This window comes from Halovibrio sp. HP20-59 (assembly GCF_033052795.2).
GTDB lineage: Bacteria > Pseudomonadota > Gammaproteobacteria > Pseudomonadales > Halomonadaceae > Vreelandella.
In genome coordinates this window covers 1-19742 of record NZ_JAWJUW020000018.1, presented here as the reverse complement: position 1 = coordinate 19742, position 19742 = coordinate 1, and the positions used below count along the sequence as shown (strand labels likewise).

The following is a 19742-nucleotide window of genomic DNA, read 5'->3' as shown; positions in this document are numbered from 1 at the left end:
AAGCATTCTAAGCACTTGTTTTATACAGTCTCACTTAAGACAGAGCACCGCTTAAGACAGAGCGGCGCTACACTAAAACGCCCCTCAATCGACCTAACATGGGTCAATTGAAGGGGCGTTTTTTGTTACACGTACTCGACGCTACCTATCTCATACTCCACGTCACCACCGGGGGTTTTGACCACCACGACATCGCCCTCTTCTTTGCCAATCAGCGCACGCGCGATCGGCGAGGTGACCGAAATACGCCCGGACTTAATATCCGCCTCATCTTCACCGACAATGCGATACGTGACTTCCGCATCGGTATCCAGATTCATTAACGATACGGTGACCCCAAAAATCACTTTACCCGTGTTGGGTAGCTTAGTGACGTCAATCACCTGGGCGACGGAGAGCTTACTTTCGATCTCCTGAATACGCCCCTCAATAAACCCCTGCTGTTCGCGAGCGGCATGATACTCAGCATTCTCTTTCAGATCGCCGTGCTCACGCGCTTCGGCGATGGCCGCGATCACCTGCGGACGCGCTTCGCTTTTGAGGTGATCGAGCTCTTCACGAAGGCTTCTCTCTCCCGCCACTGTCATCGGGACCTTGTTCATTGACTTGCTCCTGCATGCAGATCCTGAAGGCGCCGCACCGTAATCTCCCTACCGTACTCAAGCGCCATGCAAACAGCATTAGCGCCCGCCAAGGTGGTCGCATAGGGCACCTTGCGCGAGAGAGCAGTACGGCGAATGACCGAAGAGTCGTTAATAGCCTGACGACCTTCGGTAGTGTTCACAATGTAGGCGATTTCGTCGTTCTTAAGCAGATCGACGATATGGGGACGACCTTCGTAGACTTTATTGACGTGCTCCACGGCAAGCCCGGCAGCTTCCAAAGCAGCCGCAGTTCCCCGTGTTGCACATAGCGTAAAGCCTAATGTTAGCAGAGAACGGCCCACTTCGATAATCCCCGCCTTATCCGGCTCGCGCACGGAAAGAAACGCTTTACGCTCACCCGTCAGCGCAGGAATGGCCTCGCCTGCTCCCAGCTGCGCCTTGAAGAAGGCTTCAGCAAAGGTCTCGCCCGAGCCCATCACTTCGCCGGTGGACTTCATTTCCGGCGACAAAATCGGGTCGACTCCGGGGAATTTATTGAACGGGAAAACTGCCTCTTTAACACTATAGAAGTGCGGCACGATCTCCTTCTCAAAACCCTGCTCAGCCAGAGTTTTACCGGCCATGCAGCGGGCCGCAATCTGCGCCAGCGAGGTGCCGATGCACTTGGACACAAAGGGCACCGTACGCGAGGCGCGTGGGTTAACCTCGATCACGTAGATCTCGCCATCCTGCCAGGCCAGTTGCACGTTCATTAAGCCTTTAACGCCCAGTTCAACGGCCATCTGCTTAACCTGATTGCGCATCTCGTCCTGCACGTCGGCAGGTAGCGAGTAAGGCGGCAGCGCACAGGCGGAGTCACCGGAGTGAACGCCCGCTTGCTCTACGTGCTGCATGATGCCGCCGATCACCACCTGCTGACCGTCTGACACTGCATCGATATCGATCTCGATTGCCGCACTCAAGAAGTGATCCAGCAGCACCGGTGAATCGTTAGAAACTTTCACCGCGTGAGTCATGTAGTTTTCAAGCTCGGAGGCGTCGTAGACGATCTCCATGGCCCGGCCGCCCAACACGTAACTGGGGCGCACCACCAGCGGGTAGCCAATCACTTCGGCTTTATCGAAGGCTTCGGCAAAGCTGCGCGCGGTGGCATTGGGCGGCTGCTTCAGGCCCAGCTTTTCGATCATCACCTGGAAGCGTTCACGATCTTCTGCGCGGTCGATAGCATCCGGCGTGGTACCAATGATCGGCACACCGGCAGCCTCTAGCTCACGGGCCAGTTTCAGCGGCGTCTGACCACCGAACTGAACGATCACGCCCACCGGCTTCTCTTTATCGGCGATTTCCAGCACGTCTTCCAGCGTTACCGGCTCGAAATAGAGACGATCAGAGGTGTCGTAGTCGGTAGAAACCGTTTCTGGGTTGCAGTTGACCATGATGGTTTCATAGCCGTCGTCGTGCATGGCGAAGGCGGCGTGAACGCAACAGTAGTCAAATTCGATACCCTGGCCGATACGATTGGGGCCACCGCCCAGTACCATAATTTTCTGACGATCAGTAACATCCGCCTCGCACTCCTCTTCATACGTGGAGTACATATAAGCGGTGTCTGAAGCAAACTCAGCGGCACAGGTATCAACACGCTTATAAACAGGACGAATACCCGCCGCTTGACGGTTTTTGCGGAACGCTTTTTCTGTCACTCCCAGCAACTTGGCTAGGCGCGCATCGCCGAAGCCTTTGCGCTTGAGCTGATAGATCTCACGAGCGGAGAAGTCGGCTAGCGAACGTTTAGCGACGGCGTTTTCAGTCAGCACCAGATCTTCTAACTGCACCAGGAACCAAGGATCGATATTGGTCAGCGCGAAGACGTCGTCGACGCTCATACCTGAGCGGATAGCGTCCGCCACGTAGAAAATACGCTCGGCACCGGCGGCCTGCAGTTCGCCCTGGATAATCGCCATGTTATCTGGCGTGAAATCGGTAATGATCGGATCAAGACCATCGTTACCGGTTTCCAGGCCGCGCAGCGCTTTCTGCAGCGACTCTTGGAAAGTACGCCCAATCGCCATCACCTCACCCACCGACTTCATCTGGGTGGTCAGGCGGTCGTTAGCCTGGGGGAATTTCTCGAACGTGAAGCGTGGGATCTTGGTGACCACGTAATCAATAGACGGCTCAAACGAGGCTGGGGTGCGGCCACCCGTAATATCGTTCTGCAGCTCGTCGAGGGTATAGCCCACCGCCAATTTCGCGGCGATTTTAGCAATTGGGAAACCGGTCGCCTTTGAGGCCAGCGCCGAAGAGCGCGACACCCGCGGGTTCATCTCGATAACCACCAAGCGCCCGGTCTTAGGGTCCATACCAAACTGGACGTTGGAACCACCGGTCTCTACACCAATCTCGCGTAGTACCGCGAGGCTGGCGTCACGCATGATCTGATACTCTTTATCGGTCAGCGTTTGCGCCGGGGCTACGGTAATGGAGTCACCGGTATGCACGCCCATGGGGTCGAAGTTTTCAATCGCACAGACAATGATGCAGTTGTCGTTTTTATCACGCACAACTTCCATCTCGTACTCTTTCCAACCCAGCAGCGACTCATCGATGAGCAGCTCGTGGTTGTTGGAGAGCTCGAAACCGCGGGTACAGATCTCCTCGAACTCTTCCTTGTTGTACGCCACGCCGCCGCCGGAACCGCCCATGGTGTAGGAAGGACGAATAATGGTCGGAAAACCCAACTCGGCCTGAATTTCCCAGGCTTCATCCATGCTGTGCGCCACTTTCGCCTTCGGGCACTCTAAACCAATGCGCTTCATGGCCTGATCGAACAGGTCGCGGTCTTCGGCCATGTTAATAGCATCGGCATTGGCACCGATCATCTCGACACTGAACTTCTCCAACACGCCATGCTTTTCAAGCTCGAGCGCGCAGTTCAGCGCGGTCTGGCCGCCCATGGTGGGCAGAATCGCATCCGGGCGCTCGGCTTCGATGATTTTTTCCACCGTCTGCCAGGTGATCGGCTCGATGTAAGTAGCATCGGCCATGGCCGGATCAGTCATGATGGTAGCGGGATTGGAGTTAACCAAAATAACCCGGTAACCCTCCTCGCGCAGCGCTTTACACGCCTGGGCGCCGGAGTAGTCGAATTCGCAGGCCTGGCCGATCACAATCGGGCCAGCGCCAATGATCAAAATACTGTTGATGTCGGTACGCTTAGGCATAACGGTTCCCGCAAAAAATGGTGACGATTAGCGACAAAAGGCGGCGATACAGTGATGCAACAGGACGCGTTAGCGACGCACTTGCATCATGGTCACGAAACGATCAAACAGCGGCGCCACATCACGCGGGCCGGGGCTCGCTTCTGGGTGGCCTTGAAAGCTGAACGCTGGTCGGTCAGTAAGCTCAATCCCTTGCAACGTGCCATCAAACAGCGAGCGGTGCGTTGCGCGCACATTCGCAGGCAGGGTCGCCTCATCCGCCGCAAAGCCATGATTTTGGCTGGTAATCATCACAGTGCCTGTAGCAAGGTCCTGCACTGGGTGGTTGGCGCCATGGTGACCGAGGTTCATTTTGACTGTCTTCGCCCCTGCCGCAAGCGCCAGCAGCTGGTGGCCCAGGCAGATACCAAACATCGGAATGTCGGTTTTCAGCACTTCCTGAATCGCCTTGATAGCGTAGTCGCAGGGCGCCGGGTCGCCGGGGCCGTTGGCTAAAAACACACCATCGGGATTCATCGCCAGCACCTCAGCAGCAGGTGTTTGCGCGGGCACGACCGTCAAGCGGCAGCCGCGCGCGGCTAGCATGCGCAAAATGTTAAATTTCACGCCGTAGTCATACGCCACCACATGGTAAGGGCGCTCGCTTTTAGAAGCATCAGCGTAGCCTGCACCCAGTACCCACTCGCCTTCCGACCACTCGTAGGACTCTTTGCACGACACTTCTTTGGCCAGATCCATACCTTTCAGGCCAGGGAATGCCTTGGCGGCTTCCAGCGCCCGCGTGACCGCGTCGTCCCCTTCTGCATCGGCACCCGCTAAAATTGCCCCTTTTTGCGCCCCTTTGTCGCGCAAAATACGCGTAAGGCGGCGGGTATCGATATCGGCAATCCCGAGCACGTTCTGGCTTTTCAGGTAGTCCGACAGCGATTGCTCAGAGCGAAAGCTACTGGCCATGAGTGGCAGATCACGAATCACCAAGCCCGCCGCGGCAATTGAGGCGGATTCCACGTCTTCGCCGTTAACGCCGGTATTGCCGATATGGGGATAGGTCAGGGTCACGATTTGGCGGGCATAGGAAGGGTCGGTGAGGATTTCTTGATAGCCGGTCATGGCCGTATTGAACACCACTTCACCGCTTGTTAGTCCGTCCGCGCCAATCGCGGTGCCATGGAACACGCTGCCATCTTCCAGAGCCAATATGGCGGGTTTGCTCAATGCGGGGTTATTCAAAACAAGATTCTCCCATGCTGGTGGGAGCCTGTGGGGCGCAGGCTCAGCAATTTTTTCATCGTTCACGGCGCATCGTGATAAAACTTTTATCATCAAAATAAGGGCCGTAAAAAAGCGGGACGAAGCCGATAAAAAGAATCGGTTTCATCCCGCTTGTTGTTTGATGCCCTTCAGAGCCGCTTAGCTTATTAACTTAATAACAGCAAACTCAGGGGGCAGGCTTTGGGGCTGACCAACGCAACAAGCGCGCCTTTTAAGATGCCACCCGGCCAAAATTTTTGGAATGTTACAGGAATTTTTGGCCGAAGACTACCCCTTGATGGCAGGGTTGCTCTAGCGCCCTGCTCAAGTAGTGACAGACAAGCTCTTACGCTAGTCCCAATACATCCTGCATGTCGTAACGGCCGTTATCTTTGTCAGCGACCCAGCGCGCAGCGCGTACGGCACCTTTGGCAAAGGTCATGCGGCTGGAAGCCTTGTGAATGATTTCGATGCGCTCGCCTTCGGTGGCAAACATCACCGTGTGCTCGCCGACGATATCCCCCGCACGAACGGTGGCAAAGCCGATTTCTTTGTCAGTGCGCGGGCCGCACTGGCCAACACGCTCAAATACGCCGTGATCTTTCAAGTTACGCCCCAGGCTGTCGGCAATCACTTCGCCCATTTTGATTGCCGTACCGGAAGGCGCATCGACCTTGTGACGATGATGGGACTCTATGACTTCAATATCGTAACCTTCATCACCCAGCGCTTTGGCAGCGGTTTCGAGCAGCTTCAGGGTCAAATTAACCCCGACGCTCATGTTAGGCGCAAACACCATCGCCACCTTATCGCGGTAGCTATCAAGTTGGTTGAGCTCGTCGTCACTCATCCCGGTAGTGCCAATCACAATGCGCTTACCGTGCTGCGCACAAAAGGCCAGATTCGCCAGAGTGACCTGCGGGGCAGTGAAATCAATCAGCACATCAAAGTCGTCAACAATCGCTTCGAGTGAATCGACCGCAACGACACCACGCTTACCTACACCGGCAAGCTCGCCGATATCAGCACCGGCCAATGAACTACCTGGCTCCACGATCCCACCGGCTAGCGTCGCCTCAGCTGCTTGCTCGACAGCATTGACTAACGTGCGGCCCATACGACCAGCCACCCCCACAATCGCAATTCGGGTCATGCGAACTCCTGTGCTCTGCGCTTGGCGCCAAAAATAGACGAATCAATAACTGCTGCGATTATAGCAGACGCGCCGAGGCATTCGGTGCCCTGCTCTTTTTTACGAAGAGGCTTTGCTTAGCTCTCTTAAACAACTTAGCTCTCTCAAAACATTAGTCCTCCCAGACAATTTAGTTCTCCCAAACAACTATCAGCTCTTCATCACCCGCCATGCGAATCAAGTGGCGCTCAATCACGCCTTCGAGCTCATCTAAATGCCCCTCTTCTAGGGTTTCGATGGCAACCACCAACATATCGGGCGCAACGCTCATTAAACAAGCGCCCGTCGGAAAGGTGATTTTGGTTTGCTGGTCAGTTTGCTCAACTTCCAGCTTATGCGCCCAGTGTTTGCTTAGACGATTAATCAAACGCTCGGCAGAAGGCGTAACAACTTCAGCACGGGATAACGGCATAATGACTCTCCAACAACGTAAGCACTTGCTAACTGTAAAAGGCGACAACGATAGCAGGCCGCGAACTCCAACACGTGCTACCAGCCACCATGGCGATAGTGCGTAAGGCAACGTAACAAGCCTAGCAGGTAGCTTATAAAACACCGCAAGACGGTAATGCCACCCAAACGATAATCAGTTACAATAGCAACTCGGTCGCCATGCTGTCATCGGCAACCTTAGCGGTGGGCAACGCCAGCTTGTCAGCGCCGCACAAGCGCTGGTGCAAGAGCCCGATATATTGATGCTGGATGAACCTACTTCAGCGCTCGATCTCAATCGTCAGATCAATCTGCTGACCGTGCTGCGCCGTCTGGCCGACGAGCGCAATATGCTGATTCTGGTGGCTTTGCATGATCTTGGCCACGCGCTACGTTTTACCGACGCCTCAATGGTGCTCGAAAACGGACGCCTGATCGCCTGCGGCCCCACGGCGGAAGTGATTACCCCTGCGCTCCTGCGCCAGGTGTATAAAGTCACCGCTCGCATTGAGTCGTGCTCGAAGGGGCGGCCTCAGCTTATTGTCGAAGAGGCCGTTTAAGCCGTCGCCCTTCCATGGCCGCTAGCGCTACCCCGCTTAACATCAGCGGTAGCGCTAGCAAAAACCCACTGGAAACGGGAATGCCAAACAGCACCCAATCAGCGAGTACCGGCCATACCAAGGCAATATATTCGAAAGGCGCCAAACGCGACGCCTCAGCGTAGCGTAAGGCGAGCGTCATCGCGATATGCGCAGCACCGCCAAACAACCCCGATAACACTAAAAGTGCAAACTCCACTTGGGTAAGCGCCGCCCAACCCAGCGGAAGCGTTGCCAGCCCGGCCAACGCAGCCACCAGGATAAAGTAGAAGGCGATTGAGGCCGCCGTTTCTGTTCGCGAAATCCGCCTGACAGTGAGTAGCGCCCCGGCAGTTAACAGCGCACTCAGCGCTCCTAGCGCGTATCCGACAGCTTGGCCGTTACTCGAACTGGCATTAAGCCCGGGTAAAATCAGCACTGCGACCCCGGCAAGCGCCAGCACCACGCCGCCCGCGCGATTAAGCGAGAAGCGCTCCCCCAGAAGCAGCACGCCCCCCAGCGCCATAAAGACCGGCGTCAACTGGGCGAGCAGGGTTGCCTCGGCGACGGGCAATAGCGCCACCGCGGCAAAAGAGGCAAACATCGCCGCCGCCCCCAACCCAGAACGTAGCACGTGCCCCAGCGGGCGGCGCGTGGCCAGCCCCCTGGGGAACTCTCGCCGCAGCAGAAGGAAAACGACAATCGGCAGTAGCGCAAACAGCGAGCGGAAAAACACCGACTGCCCTACCGGGACTTCGTCACTCACGGCTTTAATGCACACCAGCATGCCTGTAAACAGTGCACCGGACAGTACGCGTAGCCAGATGCCTAAGCCAAGCCGTTCGTCGCTACCCACCATTACGTCTTATTCCCTTATAAAAAAATAACCCCTTACAGAGCAAGGGGTTATTGTCAACTTACAGGTAACAGAGTACCACTGAAAGCATCCTTTAAAGCGCTATATTACGACTTTATGTCTTCAAAGAAGCTCTTCACGCTATCGAAGAAACCGGTTTTCTTCGGCGAGTGGCTGTGGCTGTTGCTACCGTCGAAGCTCTCTTGCAGCTGGCGCAGTAGGTCGCGCTGCTCGTCGTTAAGCTTCACCGGTGTTTCCACGACTACTTTGCATAGCAGATCACCCGGCATGCCGCCGCGCACAGGCTTCACGCCTTTGCCACGCAGACGGAACAGCTTACCGGTTTGGGTTTCCGGCGGAATTTTCAACTTCACACGGCCATCGAGTGTCGGCACTTCAAGTTCACCACCCAGCGCTGCATCAACAAAATTGATCGGCACTTCGCACTGCAGGTGCCTACCGTCGCGCTCAAAGATGTGGTGCGGCTTAATAGCCACCTGCACATAAAGATCACCGGGCGGGCCACCGTTAACGCCGCTTTCACCTTCAGCGTTCAGGCGGATACGGTCGCCGGTATCCACACCGGGCGGAATCTTAACGGAAAGCGTCCGCGTTTCACGCACACGCCCATCGCCGTTGCACTTGTGACACGGCACCTTGATTTGTACGCCGGTACCGTGGCAAGTGGGGCAAGTCTGCTGCACCGCAAAAAAGCCTTGCTGCATGCGCACTTGACCGTGGCCGTGACACGTAGGGCAGCCTTCTTTTGTGGTACCGGGCTCAGCACCATCACCATCGCAACGGTCACACTCGATATGCCTCGGCACGCGGATGTCTACCGTAGTACCTGAAACGGCGCTTTCTAAATCCAGCTCTAGGTTATAGCGCAAGTCAGACCCGCGCGCTGGCGAATTAGGCCCACGACGGCGACCGCCGCCTCCGCCAAAGATATCGCCAAACACATCGCCGAAAATGTCGCTGAAGTCGCCAGCACCGGCGCCACCGAAACCACCACCGCCGCCGCCACCTTGGCCATCAACGCCGGCATGACCAAACTGGTCATAGGCAGCGCGCTTTTCGCCGTCGCTCAGCACTTCATAGGCTTCGGACACTTCGCGGAATTTTTCCGCCGAGGTTTTATCGTCCGGGTTTCGGTCAGGGTGGAATTTTTGCGCCAGACGGCGATAGGCCTTTTTGATCTCTTTCTGATCGGCCCCTTTTTCGACACCCAGGACTTCGTAATAATCGCGTTTGGACATAGGCCCTACGCCTCCTGGTTAGCTACGCATTCAACTTTAGGCGTCTCGGCTGCGGAAACAGCAACGCGGGAGTTAGCTCCCGCGTCACCACTTTCCTTGGCAGAAAGAGGTTAATTACTGCTTTTTCTGATCGTCGTTAACTTCTTCGTACTCGGCGTCAACCACGTCATCTTCCGGCTTGGAGCTTGTGCTCTCAGCGCCTTCACCGCCCTCTTGCTGAGCTGCTTCGGCTTGCTCGGCATACATTTTCTGAGCTAGCTGACCAGAGGCTTCGGTTAGCGTATCCAGTTTCTTCTGGATCTCATCGGCATCGTCACTTTTCACTGCTTCTTCCAGCTCGGTGATGGCCGTTTCAATCGACTGCTTTTCGTCGTCAGTGGCTTTATCGCCCGCTTCTTCTAGCGTTTTGCGCGTGGCGTGAATCATGCCATCGGCTTGGTTACGCAGCTGAACCAGCGTTTCGAACTTTTTGTCCTCTTCAGCGTGAGCTTCAGCATCGCGCACCATCTGCTCGACTTCTTCCTCTGACAAGCCGCTAGACGCCTTAATGACAATCGACTGCTCTTTGCCAGTGGCCTTGTCTTTCGCCGAAACGTTCAAGATACCGTTGGCATCCAAATCGAAGGCGACTTCAATCTGCGGCACGCCGCGCGGTGCGGGCGGAATGTCGGCGAGATCAAAACGACCCAGCGACTTGTTCTGCGACACTTGCTTACGCTCACCCTGTACGGCGTGGATGGTCACCGCCGTTTGGTTGTCATCCGCGGTTGAGAAGGTTTGGGTCTTCTTGGTCGGGATGGTGGTGTTCTTTTCGATCAGCGGCGTCATCACGCCACCCAGGGTTTCGATGCCCAAGGTGAGCGGGGTCACGTCGAGCAACAGTACGTCTTTAACGTCGCCGCCAAGTACGCCGCCCTGAATCGCAGCACCAACGGCTACCGCTTCGTCCGGGTTAACATCTTTGCGCGCTTCTTTACCGAAGAAGTCTGCGGCATTCTTCTGCACCATCGGCATGCGTGTCTGACCACCGACCAGGATCACTTCGTCGATTTCAGACGCGGACAGGCCAGCGTCTTTCAGTGCCACTTTGCACGGCTCAAGCGAGCGTTGGATCAGGTCTTCAACCAGCGATTCCAACTTGGCACGGGTCACTTTCACGTTCAGGTGTTTCGGGCCGGTGTTATCGGCTGTGATATAAGGCAGATTAACATCGGTCTGTTGGGCGCTTGATAGCTCGATCTTGGCTTTCTCAGCGGCTTCTTTCAGGCGCTGCATGGCCAAGTTGTCACCCGACAGGTCAATGCCGCTGTCAGACTTGAACTGGTCAACCAGATAGTTGATCAACGCCAGATCGAAATCTTCACCGCCCAGGAAGGTGTCACCGTTAGTGGCCAACACTTCAAACTGGGTTTCGCCATCAACATCGGCAATTTCGATGATAGAGATATCGAAGGTACCGCCACCTAGGTCATAAACCGCGATGGTTTTGTCGCCGCGGGTTTTATCCATGCCGTAGGCCAGTGCAGCAGCGGTCGGCTCGTTGATAATACGTTTAACTTCAAGCCCCGCGATGCGACCGGCGTCTTTGGTGGCCTGACGCTGGCTGTCGTTGAAGTAAGCCGGCACGGTAATAACGGCGTCGGTCACTTCTTCGCCGAGGTAGTCTTCGGCGGTCTTTTTCATTTTCTTCAGCACTTCCGCACTCACCTGCGGCGGCGCCATCTTCTTGCCTTTTACTTCTACCCAGGCATCGCCGTTGTCGGCTTCGGTGATTTTGTACGGCACCATTTTAATGTCTTTCTGGACAACGTCGTCTTTAAAACGACGGCCGATTAGACGCTTGATGGCGTACAGGGTGTTTTCGGGATTGGTTACCGCTTGACGCTTGGCCGCCTGGCCTACCAACGTTTCACCATCATCGGTGTAAGCGATGATGGAAGGCGTGGTACGGCCGCCTTCAGCGTTTTCAATAACCTTAGCGCTGTCTCCATCGAGCACGGCCACACAAGAGTTAGTGGTGCCCAGATCGATACCAATAATACGTCCCATAGCAAATACCTCGAATTCGGTTGTTACAAAACTGAAAATTTAGCTTTTAAAGCTTTTTGCGGGATGTCCCGCAGGGTTACCCCTTATTTGGGGGCCGCTGCTAGCTTTTCAAGGCTTTTTTCACACCTTGTGCGCCATTGGCTTAACTGGCTTTCTGACTCACCACCACCATGGCCGGGCGCACCAAGCGTCCATTGAGCAAGTAACCTTTCTGCATCACTTCCATGACGGTGTTTGGCTCCAGGTCCGGATTCGGCACCATGGTCATCGCCTCGTGCACTTGAGGGTCAAACGGCTCGCCGTGGGGCTCAATGCTTTCAACCCCAAACTTATTGAGGACATCCAGCTGCATCTTCAAGGTCATGGAGACACCTTCACGATGAATTTCTGAGGCGCCTTCTTGCATGGTCTCAAGCGCTTTTTCCAAGCTATCCACCACTGGCAACAGCTCTTTGACAAATTTTTCCAAGGCAAACTTGCGCGCTTTTTCAGCGTCTTGTTCAGCACGGCGGCGCACGTTTTGCGCTTCAGCAGCGGCGCGCAATGCCTGATCTTTGGCTTCAGCCAAGCTTTGCTCCAATTCTTCGACCTTTTCAGCCAGCACTTCCGCTTCGGGATTGCCTACGCTGCCTTCTAACGACTCTTCGTCATTGATCAAGCCTTCTAACTCACCTTCTGCCAAGCGCTCTTCTGCGGCTTGCTCAGCCGCCTGCTCGGCGCCATCCGCTTCTTGCTCTTGGCGAGCCAGCTCGTCATCCAACGGAGTTTGCGGTTCTTTTGCCATGTTGTGCTCCTAAAAAGATAAGGCGCTGCCACACCGGGCGACGCACAAAAAATAAGGCTTTAGCTAACTATCCACGCTATATGGGGGCCATAAATGTCATCTCAAGAGGGCGCATTGAAGTGAGTTATTAACTACTGTATAAAACAACAACTATTGGATAAGTATCCAGCTTCTGTGCCGTACCGCCTCAGGAGGCGCCATGCTCACTCAGCTCGCTATTCAAGATTTCGCCATCGTCGATCATTTAGAACTCGACTTGACCGGTGGTATGACCGCGATTACCGGGGAGACCGGGGCAGGAAAATCTATCCTGCTAGGCGCCCTTGGGCTATGTCTGGGCGAACGCGCAGATGCCGGCAGCGTACGCCACGGCCGCGAACGCACGCACCTCTCCGCACGCTTCGACATCCAGCACCTGCCTGCCGCCGCCAAATGGTTAGCGGCTCGCGACCTCCCTGCAGAAGAGTGCTTGCTGCGCCGAGTCGTCACCGCCAACGGCCGCTCCAAAGCGTGGATTAACGGCCACCCGGCGACCATTTCAGATCTCAAGTCACTCGGCGAACAGCTGATTCAGGTCCATGGGCAACATGCCCATCACGCTTTAATGCGCGAAGAGACCCATCTAACATTGCTTGACGATTACGCCGGGCTTGGCGATACCGCGACGCAATTAGCCGAGACATTTCGCGAGTGGCGCAATGCGCGCCGTCAATTGAAGAAGCTGAGCGAAGCGGGCAGCGAAGTAGAAGCCAAGCGTCAGCTGTTGCGCTACCAGGTTGAAGAGCTTGACCAGCTCGGTTTGGCAGAAGGCGAACTGACCACGCTGGAAGAAGAACAGCATACCCTTGCCCATGCCGAAGAGACGCTACGCGAAACCCAGTTTGCCGCCGACTGCTGCGCTGGCGATGAGGGTGGCGCGCTTTCGTTACTCAACCAAGCGTTCGCCCACCTAAGCGCCCTGCCGGGTAGCGACAAGGGCACTCTAGCCAATACGCTCGCCATGTTGAGCGATGCGCGTATCCAAGTCGAAGAGGCCTCCAGCGAGCTTAACCGCCTCGCGAGCACCACCGAATTAGACCCAGAGAGGCTGGCCTGGGTGGAAGAGCGCATGACCGATGTGCACCGGATTTCTCGCAAGCACCATGTTGCTCCTGAAGAGCTCTGCGCTCTGCATGCCAATTTACAGCGGGAAGTCGCGCAACTCGAAGAGGGAGGCAACGACCTTGAGGCACTTGGCGCCCAAGTGGTCGAGTACCGCGAGCGCTACCGCCAAGCCGCTAAGAAACTCAGCGATAAACGCCAAAAAGCCGCGCTACGCCTGGGCAAAGAGGTACAGCAGCAGCTGGGCTATTTGGCCATGGGCAAAGCGCGCTTTGAAGTGGAAGTGACCGCGAAAGACGCGCCTTCTCCTGAAGGGCTTGATCGCGTGCAGTTTTTGATTAGCGCCAACCCCGGGCAACCCGCACGCCCGCTGACCAAAGTCGCCTCTGGGGGTGAATTATCGCGGATTAGCCTGGCGATCCAAGTCGTCGCGGCAACGCATTCGACGGTGCCCAGCTTGGTGTTTGACGAAGTGGACGTCGGCATCTCAGGTGCCACCGCCGAAATAGTCGGGCAGCTCCTGCGCAAGCTGGGCGAAAACGGCCAAGTCATGACCGTAACCCACCTGCCCCAGGTGGCGGCACAGGCGCACCAGCACTTACATATCGAGAAACAGGCGAAACGCGATACCACCCTGACGCAAATGGCACTACTCGATGAACAAGGCCGCGTCAGCGAGCTAGCGCGCATGCTGGGCGGTGTAACGCTTTCGGACCAAACGCTCGCCCACGCGCGCGAGATGCTGCACGCTAGCCAACGCCCACCGCACTGACGGGAGCGCCTCTCAGCGCTTGCAGACCGCTATACGTACAACAAAAAAGTTATGCTTAGAAACAACAAAAACGCTCCTGACTACTCAGCCAATTTCACCGGCAGTGAAATCAACTAGGTAGTGCAGGAGCGCTTACTGTTGCGACCCACGATGTTTACTTTCTATTCGTAGGCCCGCTGTCTTGCCGGGTTACGTCAGACCCACGCGGGCGGACGTAAAGCACCAAGGCATGATCCACTAGTTCGTAGCCATGCTCTTCAGCGATTTCTTGCTGACGACGTTCAATGATTTCATCGACAAACTCAATGATTTCGCCGCTTTCAAGGCACACCATGTGGTCATGGTGATCCTCTTGGGTCATCTCAAATACCGCATGACCACCGTCAAAATTATGACGTATGACCAAGCCTGCTGACTCGAACTGAGTCAGTACGCGGTAGACAGTCGCTAGACCAACATCTTCGCCAGCGTCAATCAGTGTTTTATACACTTCTTCAGCGCTAAGGTGGTGTTGGCCCGAAACATTTTCGAGAATCTGCAGTATCTTGACGCGCGGCAGGGTCACTTTTAGACCGGCTTTGCGTAATTCATGGTTCTGATCGGCCATGGTCGCTCTTCGCAGTAACTGGTTAGGTCGGGTATGATCAACCGAAACCACGATAGTGAAGAATAGGCCCAAATGCAAAAATTGACTCAAATCATCACGCTTTCCGTTGCCCTTACCGTTGTTAGCGGCTGCAGCTACGTTGGCGTGTACAAGCGCGATATCCCCCAAGGCAACTTGATCACCCAGACAATGGTCAGTCAGCTGGAACTTGGCATGACCCAAGAGCAGGTTACTTACGTGATGGGCAGGCCACTGCTGGAAGCGCCCTTTGACGCCAGCGAATGGGACTACGTGTTCCGTCTCGACGAGGCGTATGGCGATGTAGAGCAGCGTCGCGTCACGCTTACTTTCGACCCCCAAGGGCGCTTAGCGAACATCGAAAAAGAAGGCGATTTTTCCGAACCGCTGCCACTCGATGGCGAGAACAGCATAGGGCCAGCAGCAGAGGGAGCTGACCCCCTTGATGCCCTGCCTGAAGAGAGCACAGAGACGCCTATACCGCCAAGCGCACAACCCATTTCGCAACCTTAACCGGTTTTAGAAACGGATTTAGCGCCCCTGATCGCTTGCTTGGCGTTTTGCACGCGCTAAGCGAGCGACCTTGGGGTCGACGGCCAGCGGTCGATATACCTCTACTCGATCACCTTCACGCAATGCATGTGTCTCGGGGTCGCGTAGCGCTTTACCGAAGATACCCAGCACCGCCTGAGCAAAAGTGTCACTGGGCAACTCGGGGAACAGCGCAGGCAAATCGGCCAGCGTCACAGCTTGGCGCGCAGTGGTGCCTTCAGGCACCCTCAACGCCACGATGCGCTGTTTGTGCGGCAGGGCGTAGGCAACCTCGACAGCAAGCCTTTCAGCGGCCATACAGGTCGTTGGCGCGCTTAGTGAAGGCATCGACTAACTGCCCGGCTATCTGCTGAAAGAGCTTCCCGAAGGCCATGCCGAGCAGGCGATTGGCAAATTCAAACTCCATTTCCAGGCTGACTTTGCAAGACCCCTCCCCCATGGGGATAAACAGCCAGCGTCCTTTCAGTCGCTTGAAGGGCCCTTTGACGAGCGACATCTCAATGCGCTCGGGCGCAAAAAGGTCATTGCGAGTCGTAATGGTTTGCTCGACCCCGGCGCGCCCCAAGGTCATTTCACCGATGAGATGCACCTCATCATGTTCGAGCAAACGCGCCTGACGACAGCCGGGCAAAAATTCGGGGTAGCGTTCGAAGTCGTTAACCAAATCGAACATTTTTTGGGGGGTATGCCGCACTAAGGCGGAACGATTGACGGTTGGCATTGACCTCTCCGCTGACTTCACAGTACCCAAAGCGTATCATGGGGAACAATTTTTTAGACCTTAAATGGTATCACGCCTCCCCAAATAACGAAGGGGATGCCACTGACAGATTAATGATGAGGTTCCATGGCCACAAAGAAAGGTAAAAGCAAAGGTCCCGGCAGCAGCGTTATCGCCCAGAATAAAAAGGCGCGGTTTGAGTACCATATTGATGAAACCTTCGAGGCTGGGTTATCACTCGCTGGCTGGGAAGTGAAAAGCTTGCGCGCTGGCAAAGCGCAGCTCACCGATACCTATATTTTAGTACGCAACGGCGAAGCGTTCCTGCTGGGCAGCCATATCATGCCGCTCAATACCGCGAGCACCCATGAAATTGCTGACCCGACGCGCACTCGCAAACTGCTGCTGCATCGCAAAGAGATCGCCAAAATCTTTTCGATTACCCAGGACAAAGGCCACACCTGTGTGCCTCTCAAGCTGTACTGGAAGCGCAATAAAGTGAAGTGCGAGCTGGCGCTAGTTACCGGCAAACAGCAGCATGACAAGCGCGCGACAGAAAAAGATCGCGATTGGAGCCGTCAAAAAGGTCGAATTATGCGGGAACATAACAAGGCATAACTGGTCAATCAGTTGTGAGCACGTTAGAATACGTACTTGTAATAAGGGGGCGACATGGTTTCGACGCCGGTAACAACCCTTGCGGTGCATGCCGAGAGCGTGATGTATCTCGTAAATCCCACATCACGAAAAATAGTCGCAAATGACGAAAACTACGCTCAAGGCGCGCTAGCAGCTTAAACACTGTTAGCTTCTTGTCTGGCCCCAAGGTGATGTGCCTATTCATCACTGAGGGGATACGAGCTAAAGCTGATAGGATCGCGTTTGGTGGTGTCTTCTCGCCAAGCGTTAAACTTTAGAAGACTCGCGTGGCTGAATCCTGATCGTCGGAGTCAGTCGCGTTAAATCAAATGACGAAATCTAAGCATGTAGAGCCAATAGGCGCGTGCTGGCGGACGCGGGTTCAATTCCCGCCGCCTCCACCACCTTACTATACAAATCAAGCACCTATGGGTGCTTTTTTTGTGACTGCGGGCTGAAAAGCGCCTGTTTCGGCATAGCGTGGTCAACTTTTTGGCTAGCCTTTTTCCTAGATATCTTCAGCCAGGCTGGGTTAATCAGCTTGTTACTCTACCCATTCTGCCGATTTATTGGCCACTGTGCTTGCGGCCCATATCGTTTTCGGCATTGCATGTGGCGCTAGAGACTACGGTCGATTTTTGAAGGCAGCTTTCGGCCAAGAGCGGCCTTTTAGGAGCCACTGATATAGCGCTTTAACGCTGCGCTAATGGGAGGCAACGGAGCAGCGCGTAGTTGGCGTCCCGTTGAGCGCTTGGTTAGATTCTTGTCCGAAGTTTCACACTCTGAACAACTGCTTCGACTGCCTCATGGAAGGCCTCCAAGTACGGCTGATACAAAACGTTAAATTCTTCACTATCGTAGGTTTCAACCCACTTCGCCTTATCCTCAAGGCGAGCTTTTGCGTTCTCATATTGAAATTGGACAATCGGTACAAGAGCCCGATTAATTTTTGCTAAAGCCGACGATAAATCTGGGAAGTACAGCTCTTGAATGGCTGAAGCCCTATCCAGCGGCGAGGGCATTTCAGGTGATTCTGCACCAAATACAAGGCGGCTATTCTGATCACTCAACCAGTCTCGGTGATCATAGAGGGCCGAAATAAACTCCTCTGCTTTTTGCCTAATCAGTTTTTCCCTTTCTCGACGGGCGGAGAGCCAGTGCGTCACGACCTGTGCTGCTACACCACCACCGATGGCGAGCAAGCCACCTACCAAAACTGGGATGATTTTTGGAAGCTCAATAATCACAAAGACAAAGTCCCTATTAATCTAACAGCGTATTAGACGGCGCGTTTTATGATCGAATGAACGAACTGTCACTTTTTTCCGGCAAATGCAGCTTGCCAGGCCCTTCCAAGGCTATGATTCTTTGAACTATTAACTTCCACTAGGCCGTATAATCAAAACTCGCGCGCCTGCTGCATTTTCCGGAATGTACACTCAGGGTCGATTGCCACCAGCAGCCATCCGCCATACTCTTTCAGCCTAGCACATGAGGATTAAGCCAACTGAGTTTTGTATGCTCGAGCTTTCAACGACAAAGTCGCCAAACAAGCAGGAACTGCTATGGATAAAACCCACTAAGGAGAGCGACATTTGCACCAAGTTCATTAATCTTACGCAGGAGAAAACAAGGTGAGGGATTCAAACGCAGATTAGCGAAGAGGCGATTTTCACTGCTAGCCAGCTATGAAAAAAGAAGGGCTTATAGATACTTCAAAGCGGTCTTCCGGCAGATAGGGCTCATAAGGCCGCCAGGGGAAGTACTTACGGTAGGCAGCCTACTCGCTCACCACGGGCAGCTTAAATCCCCTTCTTCGCAGCTAGCATGCTCCTGCAATCTTTCCGTACGCGCTTTTGTCTGCGCGGTCAGGCACCCATTACGCACCATGGGCTGTGCGCTACCGCCTTCAACAGCGCTACTTTCAAACGCGCACTCGGCATCACGAAAATTGATCCACGCCCGCTGGGCCTCTCTGAGCTTTTCAAGCGACGCTGAATTATTGTCCAACTTGCTAACCAATACCCGATAAGCCTCGTTAAGCTCGTCATCGGCCACCTGGTACCCCTGCGCCGTGCATTGGGTTAGCTCGGCTTGTGTGTTGGCGTTATCGCACGCCTCGTTTGCGGTGACAAAACCGCTAGAGAGCAAAAGTCCGACGCCAATAGATAGAACTGATAACCGCATCGTTTTATCTCCTGAGAACGAGTAAACATTAAACGGAACCACTAGGCACCTACCCCCACACAGCTCTGGGCACAGCCTTATAAAAGCAAAGCGCTGGCCTCTCGGCCAGCGCTTTGTGATAAATTGAACACACTAATAGTGTTTTTTCTTTGGCTGTTGCGATTAATGCGCGATCATTTCCTCAACAATTTCTTCACCATCCATCGCCGATGGATAGTAAGTCGGCCAGTTAGTCACTTCTTCTAGCAGCGCCTCGCGATCATCGCCCCAGTAGCGGTGGAAATGGTTCGCATCGGTAGGATAAATATCGTGATCGCTGAACTGGATATACTGAGGAAGCTCATCAAAGTCACCTTCCAGTTCGAAAATAAACCGTACACCGCGATTGCCCGCTTGGTAGGTTAAAATTTCATAGCCATCGTATTGGTATTCGCCGGTTTTCTCTTCGCCGTTCTCATAAAAGGTGACGTCGCTTCCTTCAATAACGATACGCTCTACATCGGTTTGGTACCCCGTATCGTAATACGCTCTGTATTCCTCAGCTGTTTTATCGCCTTGGGCTGCTTTGTGCGCAAACACTTCATCTAGCGTGCCATCTTCTAGATAAGGGTAGACGGATTGCCAATCACCCGCCCAGTCGGAAAGCGGGCGGTCCTCGACCTGTTCGTCTTCAAAATAACCTGCATAAATATCGCTATCGTGATCGTGATCGTGATCGTGATCGTGATCGTGATCGCTATGAGTATGGTCATGCTCATGACCATGGTCATTGGCACTAACGCCTTGAATCCCCGTCAGTATCAAAGCACTCAATGCAAGTGCAGTAACGCCTTTAAGTCTGAGGGATCCCCACGAATATTTTCAATAAAATCAGCGTGTAATGTTGAAGGAGCCTGCATGGGTCGGCATGTTGTT

At 54.5% G+C, this 19742-nt stretch carries 19 protein-coding genes and 1 other RNA gene; 5 read left to right on the top strand and 15 right to left on the bottom strand.

The features are described from left to right. Positions 1-125: 125 nt before the first annotated feature. From greA to RZA33_RS16355, 5 genes are all read right to left on the bottom strand, one after another. Positions 126-602 carry a transcription elongation factor GreA gene (gene greA, locus RZA33_RS16375; RefSeq protein ID WP_317508774.1) on the bottom strand — a complete coding sequence of 159 codons (477 nt, stop codon included), beginning with the start codon at positions 600-602 and terminating at the stop codon, positions 126-128. Next, entirely contained in the window at positions 599-3829 is a 3231-nt protein-coding gene (gene carB, locus RZA33_RS16370; RefSeq protein ID WP_317508773.1) for a carbamoyl-phosphate synthase large subunit, read from the bottom strand. The genes greA and carB overlap by 4 nt, the downstream gene beginning before the upstream one ends. A 69-nt stretch (positions 3830-3898) precedes the next feature. Continuing rightward, complete coding sequence (gene carA, locus RZA33_RS16365; protein WP_416337880.1) at positions 3899-5044, bottom strand: glutamine-hydrolyzing carbamoyl-phosphate synthase small subunit; 1146 nt, start codon at positions 5042-5044, stop codon at positions 3899-3901. Between the two features lie 382 nt (positions 5045-5426). Beyond that, positions 5427-6233, bottom strand: a complete 807-nt coding sequence (gene dapB, locus RZA33_RS16360; RefSeq protein WP_317508771.1) for a 4-hydroxy-tetrahydrodipicolinate reductase — start codon at positions 6231-6233, stop codon at positions 5427-5429. Positions 6234-6402: 169 nt separating this feature from the next. Continuing rightward, positions 6403-6684, bottom strand: a complete 282-nt coding sequence (locus RZA33_RS16355) for a DUF2218 domain-containing protein (RefSeq protein ID WP_317508770.1) — start codon at positions 6682-6684, stop codon at positions 6403-6405. A 208-nt stretch (positions 6685-6892) separates the two neighbouring features. Here RZA33_RS16355 and RZA33_RS16350 point away from each other — a divergent pair, with 208 nt between their 5' ends. Further along, positions 6893-7264, top strand: a complete 372-nt coding sequence (locus RZA33_RS16350) for an ABC transporter ATP-binding protein (RefSeq protein ID WP_317508812.1) — start codon at positions 6893-6895, stop codon at positions 7262-7264. Here the strand turns inward: RZA33_RS16350 and RZA33_RS16345 are convergent. The 4 genes from RZA33_RS16345 to grpE all read right to left on the bottom strand — a co-directional run bounded on the left by RZA33_RS16345 (position 7242) and on the right by grpE (position 12230). Next, the gene (locus RZA33_RS16345; protein ID WP_317508769.1) at positions 7242-8141 is read right to left on the bottom strand and encodes a DMT family transporter; all 900 of its coding nucleotides are present in this window, start codon (positions 8139-8141) and stop codon (positions 7242-7244) included. The two genes, RZA33_RS16350 and RZA33_RS16345, sit on opposite strands and share 23 nt — an antisense overlap. Before the next feature lie 104 nt (positions 8142-8245). Continuing rightward, positions 8246-9397, bottom strand: coding sequence for a molecular chaperone DnaJ (gene dnaJ, locus RZA33_RS16340; protein WP_317508768.1), 1152 nt, complete (start codon positions 9395-9397; stop codon positions 8246-8248). Between the two features lie 114 nt (positions 9398-9511). Further along, a complete protein-coding gene (dnaK, locus tag RZA33_RS16335; protein ID WP_317508767.1) occupies positions 9512-11446 on the bottom strand; it encodes a molecular chaperone DnaK in 1935 nt (644 codons plus the stop codon). Between the two features lie 142 nt (positions 11447-11588). Further along, the gene (grpE, locus tag RZA33_RS16330) at positions 11589-12230 is read right to left on the bottom strand and encodes a nucleotide exchange factor GrpE (RefSeq protein WP_317508766.1); all 642 of its coding nucleotides are present in this window, start codon (positions 12228-12230) and stop codon (positions 11589-11591) included. Positions 12231-12429: 199 nt separating this feature from the next. Here grpE and recN point away from each other — a divergent pair, with 199 nt between their 5' ends. Next, the gene (gene recN / locus RZA33_RS16325; protein WP_317508765.1) at positions 12430-14103 is read left to right on the top strand and encodes a DNA repair protein RecN; all 1674 of its coding nucleotides are present in this window, start codon (positions 12430-12432) and stop codon (positions 14101-14103) included. A gap of 154 nt (positions 14104-14257) precedes the next feature. On the opposite strand, the gene fur is transcribed toward recN, so the two are convergent. Then, positions 14258-14710, bottom strand: coding sequence for a ferric iron uptake transcriptional regulator (gene fur, locus RZA33_RS16320; RefSeq protein WP_096276274.1), 453 nt, complete (start codon positions 14708-14710; stop codon positions 14258-14260). A 72-nt stretch (positions 14711-14782) separates the two neighbouring features. Between fur and RZA33_RS16315 the strand changes: the two genes are divergently transcribed. After that, entirely contained in the window at positions 14783-15241 is a 459-nt protein-coding gene (locus RZA33_RS16315; RefSeq protein WP_317508764.1) for an outer membrane protein assembly factor BamE, read from the top strand. An 18-nt stretch (positions 15242-15259) separates the two neighbouring features. Here RZA33_RS16315 and RZA33_RS16310 read toward each other — a convergent pair whose 3' ends face one another. Beyond that, entirely contained in the window at positions 15260-15577 is a 318-nt protein-coding gene (locus RZA33_RS16310; RefSeq protein ID WP_317508763.1) for an RnfH family protein, read from the bottom strand. Then, positions 15567-16001, bottom strand: coding sequence for a type II toxin-antitoxin system RatA family toxin (locus tag RZA33_RS16305; protein WP_317508762.1), 435 nt, complete (start codon positions 15999-16001; stop codon positions 15567-15569). The genes RZA33_RS16310 and RZA33_RS16305 overlap by 11 nt, the downstream gene beginning before the upstream one ends. 126 nt (positions 16002-16127) lie before the next feature. Here RZA33_RS16305 and smpB point away from each other — a divergent pair, with 126 nt between their 5' ends. Together smpB and ssrA are read left to right on the top strand one after the other, a co-directional pair. Continuing rightward, complete coding sequence (gene smpB, locus RZA33_RS16300) at positions 16128-16619, top strand: SsrA-binding protein SmpB (RefSeq protein ID WP_317508761.1); 492 nt, start codon at positions 16128-16130, stop codon at positions 16617-16619. A gap of 45 nt (positions 16620-16664) precedes the next feature. Further along, positions 16665-17044, top strand: a transfer-messenger RNA (tmRNA) gene (gene ssrA / locus RZA33_RS16295). 351 nt (positions 17045-17395) lie between these two features. Here ssrA and RZA33_RS16290 read toward each other — a convergent pair. From RZA33_RS16290 to RZA33_RS16280, 3 genes are all read right to left on the bottom strand, one after another. After that, positions 17396-17887: a hypothetical protein gene (locus RZA33_RS16290; RefSeq protein WP_317508760.1), complete on the bottom strand. Its 492-nt coding sequence runs from the start codon at positions 17885-17887 to the stop codon at positions 17396-17398. A 541-nt stretch (positions 17888-18428) separates the two neighbouring features. Continuing rightward, positions 18429-18827: a lysozyme inhibitor LprI family protein gene (locus tag RZA33_RS16285; RefSeq protein ID WP_317508759.1), complete on the bottom strand. Its 399-nt coding sequence runs from the start codon at positions 18825-18827 to the stop codon at positions 18429-18431. A gap of 162 nt (positions 18828-18989) precedes the next feature. Next, positions 18990-19640: a metal-binding protein ZinT gene (locus RZA33_RS16280; protein ID WP_317508758.1), complete on the bottom strand. Its 651-nt coding sequence runs from the start codon at positions 19638-19640 to the stop codon at positions 18990-18992. Between the last annotated feature and the right edge of the window lie 102 nt (positions 19641-19742).

Coding starts and splice junctions, on each gene's coding strand:
- RZA33_RS16305 (WP_317508762.1), bottom strand. CDS start 16,001: ATGCCAACCGTCAATCGTTCCGCCTTAGTGCGGCATACCCCCCAAAAA.
- carB (WP_317508773.1), bottom strand. CDS start 3,829: ATGCCTAAGCGTACCGACATCAACAGTATTTTGATCATTGGCGCTGGC.
- smpB (WP_317508761.1), top strand. CDS start 16,128: ATGGCCACAAAGAAAGGTAAAAGCAAAGGTCCCGGCAGCAGCGTTATC.
- fur (WP_096276274.1), bottom strand. CDS start 14,710: ATGGCCGATCAGAACCATGAATTACGCAAAGCCGGTCTAAAAGTGACC.
- dnaK (WP_317508767.1), bottom strand. CDS start 11,446: ATGGGACGTATTATTGGTATCGATCTGGGCACCACTAACTCTTGTGTG.
- dapB (WP_317508771.1), bottom strand. CDS start 6,233: ATGACCCGAATTGCGATTGTGGGGGTGGCTGGTCGTATGGGCCGCACG.
- dnaJ (WP_317508768.1), bottom strand. CDS start 9,397: ATGTCCAAACGCGATTATTACGAAGTCCTGGGTGTCGAAAAAGGGGCC.
- greA (WP_317508774.1), bottom strand. CDS start 602: ATGAACAAGGTCCCGATGACAGTGGCGGGAGAGAGAAGCCTTCGTGAA.
- RZA33_RS16315 (WP_317508764.1), top strand. CDS start 14,783: ATGCAAAAATTGACTCAAATCATCACGCTTTCCGTTGCCCTTACCGTT.
- recN (WP_317508765.1), top strand. CDS start 12,430: ATGCTCACTCAGCTCGCTATTCAAGATTTCGCCATCGTCGATCATTTA.
- RZA33_RS16285 (WP_317508759.1), bottom strand. CDS start 18,827: ATGCGGTTATCAGTTCTATCTATTGGCGTCGGACTTTTGCTCTCTAGC.
- RZA33_RS16345 (WP_317508769.1), bottom strand. CDS start 8,141: ATGGTGGGTAGCGACGAACGGCTTGGCTTAGGCATCTGGCTACGCGTA.
- grpE (WP_317508766.1), bottom strand. CDS start 12,230: ATGGCAAAAGAACCGCAAACTCCGTTGGATGACGAGCTGGCTCGCCAA.
- RZA33_RS16310 (WP_317508763.1), bottom strand. CDS start 15,577: ATGGCCGCTGAAAGGCTTGCTGTCGAGGTTGCCTACGCCCTGCCGCAC.
- RZA33_RS16355 (WP_317508770.1), bottom strand. CDS start 6,684: ATGCCGTTATCCCGTGCTGAAGTTGTTACGCCTTCTGCCGAGCGTTTG.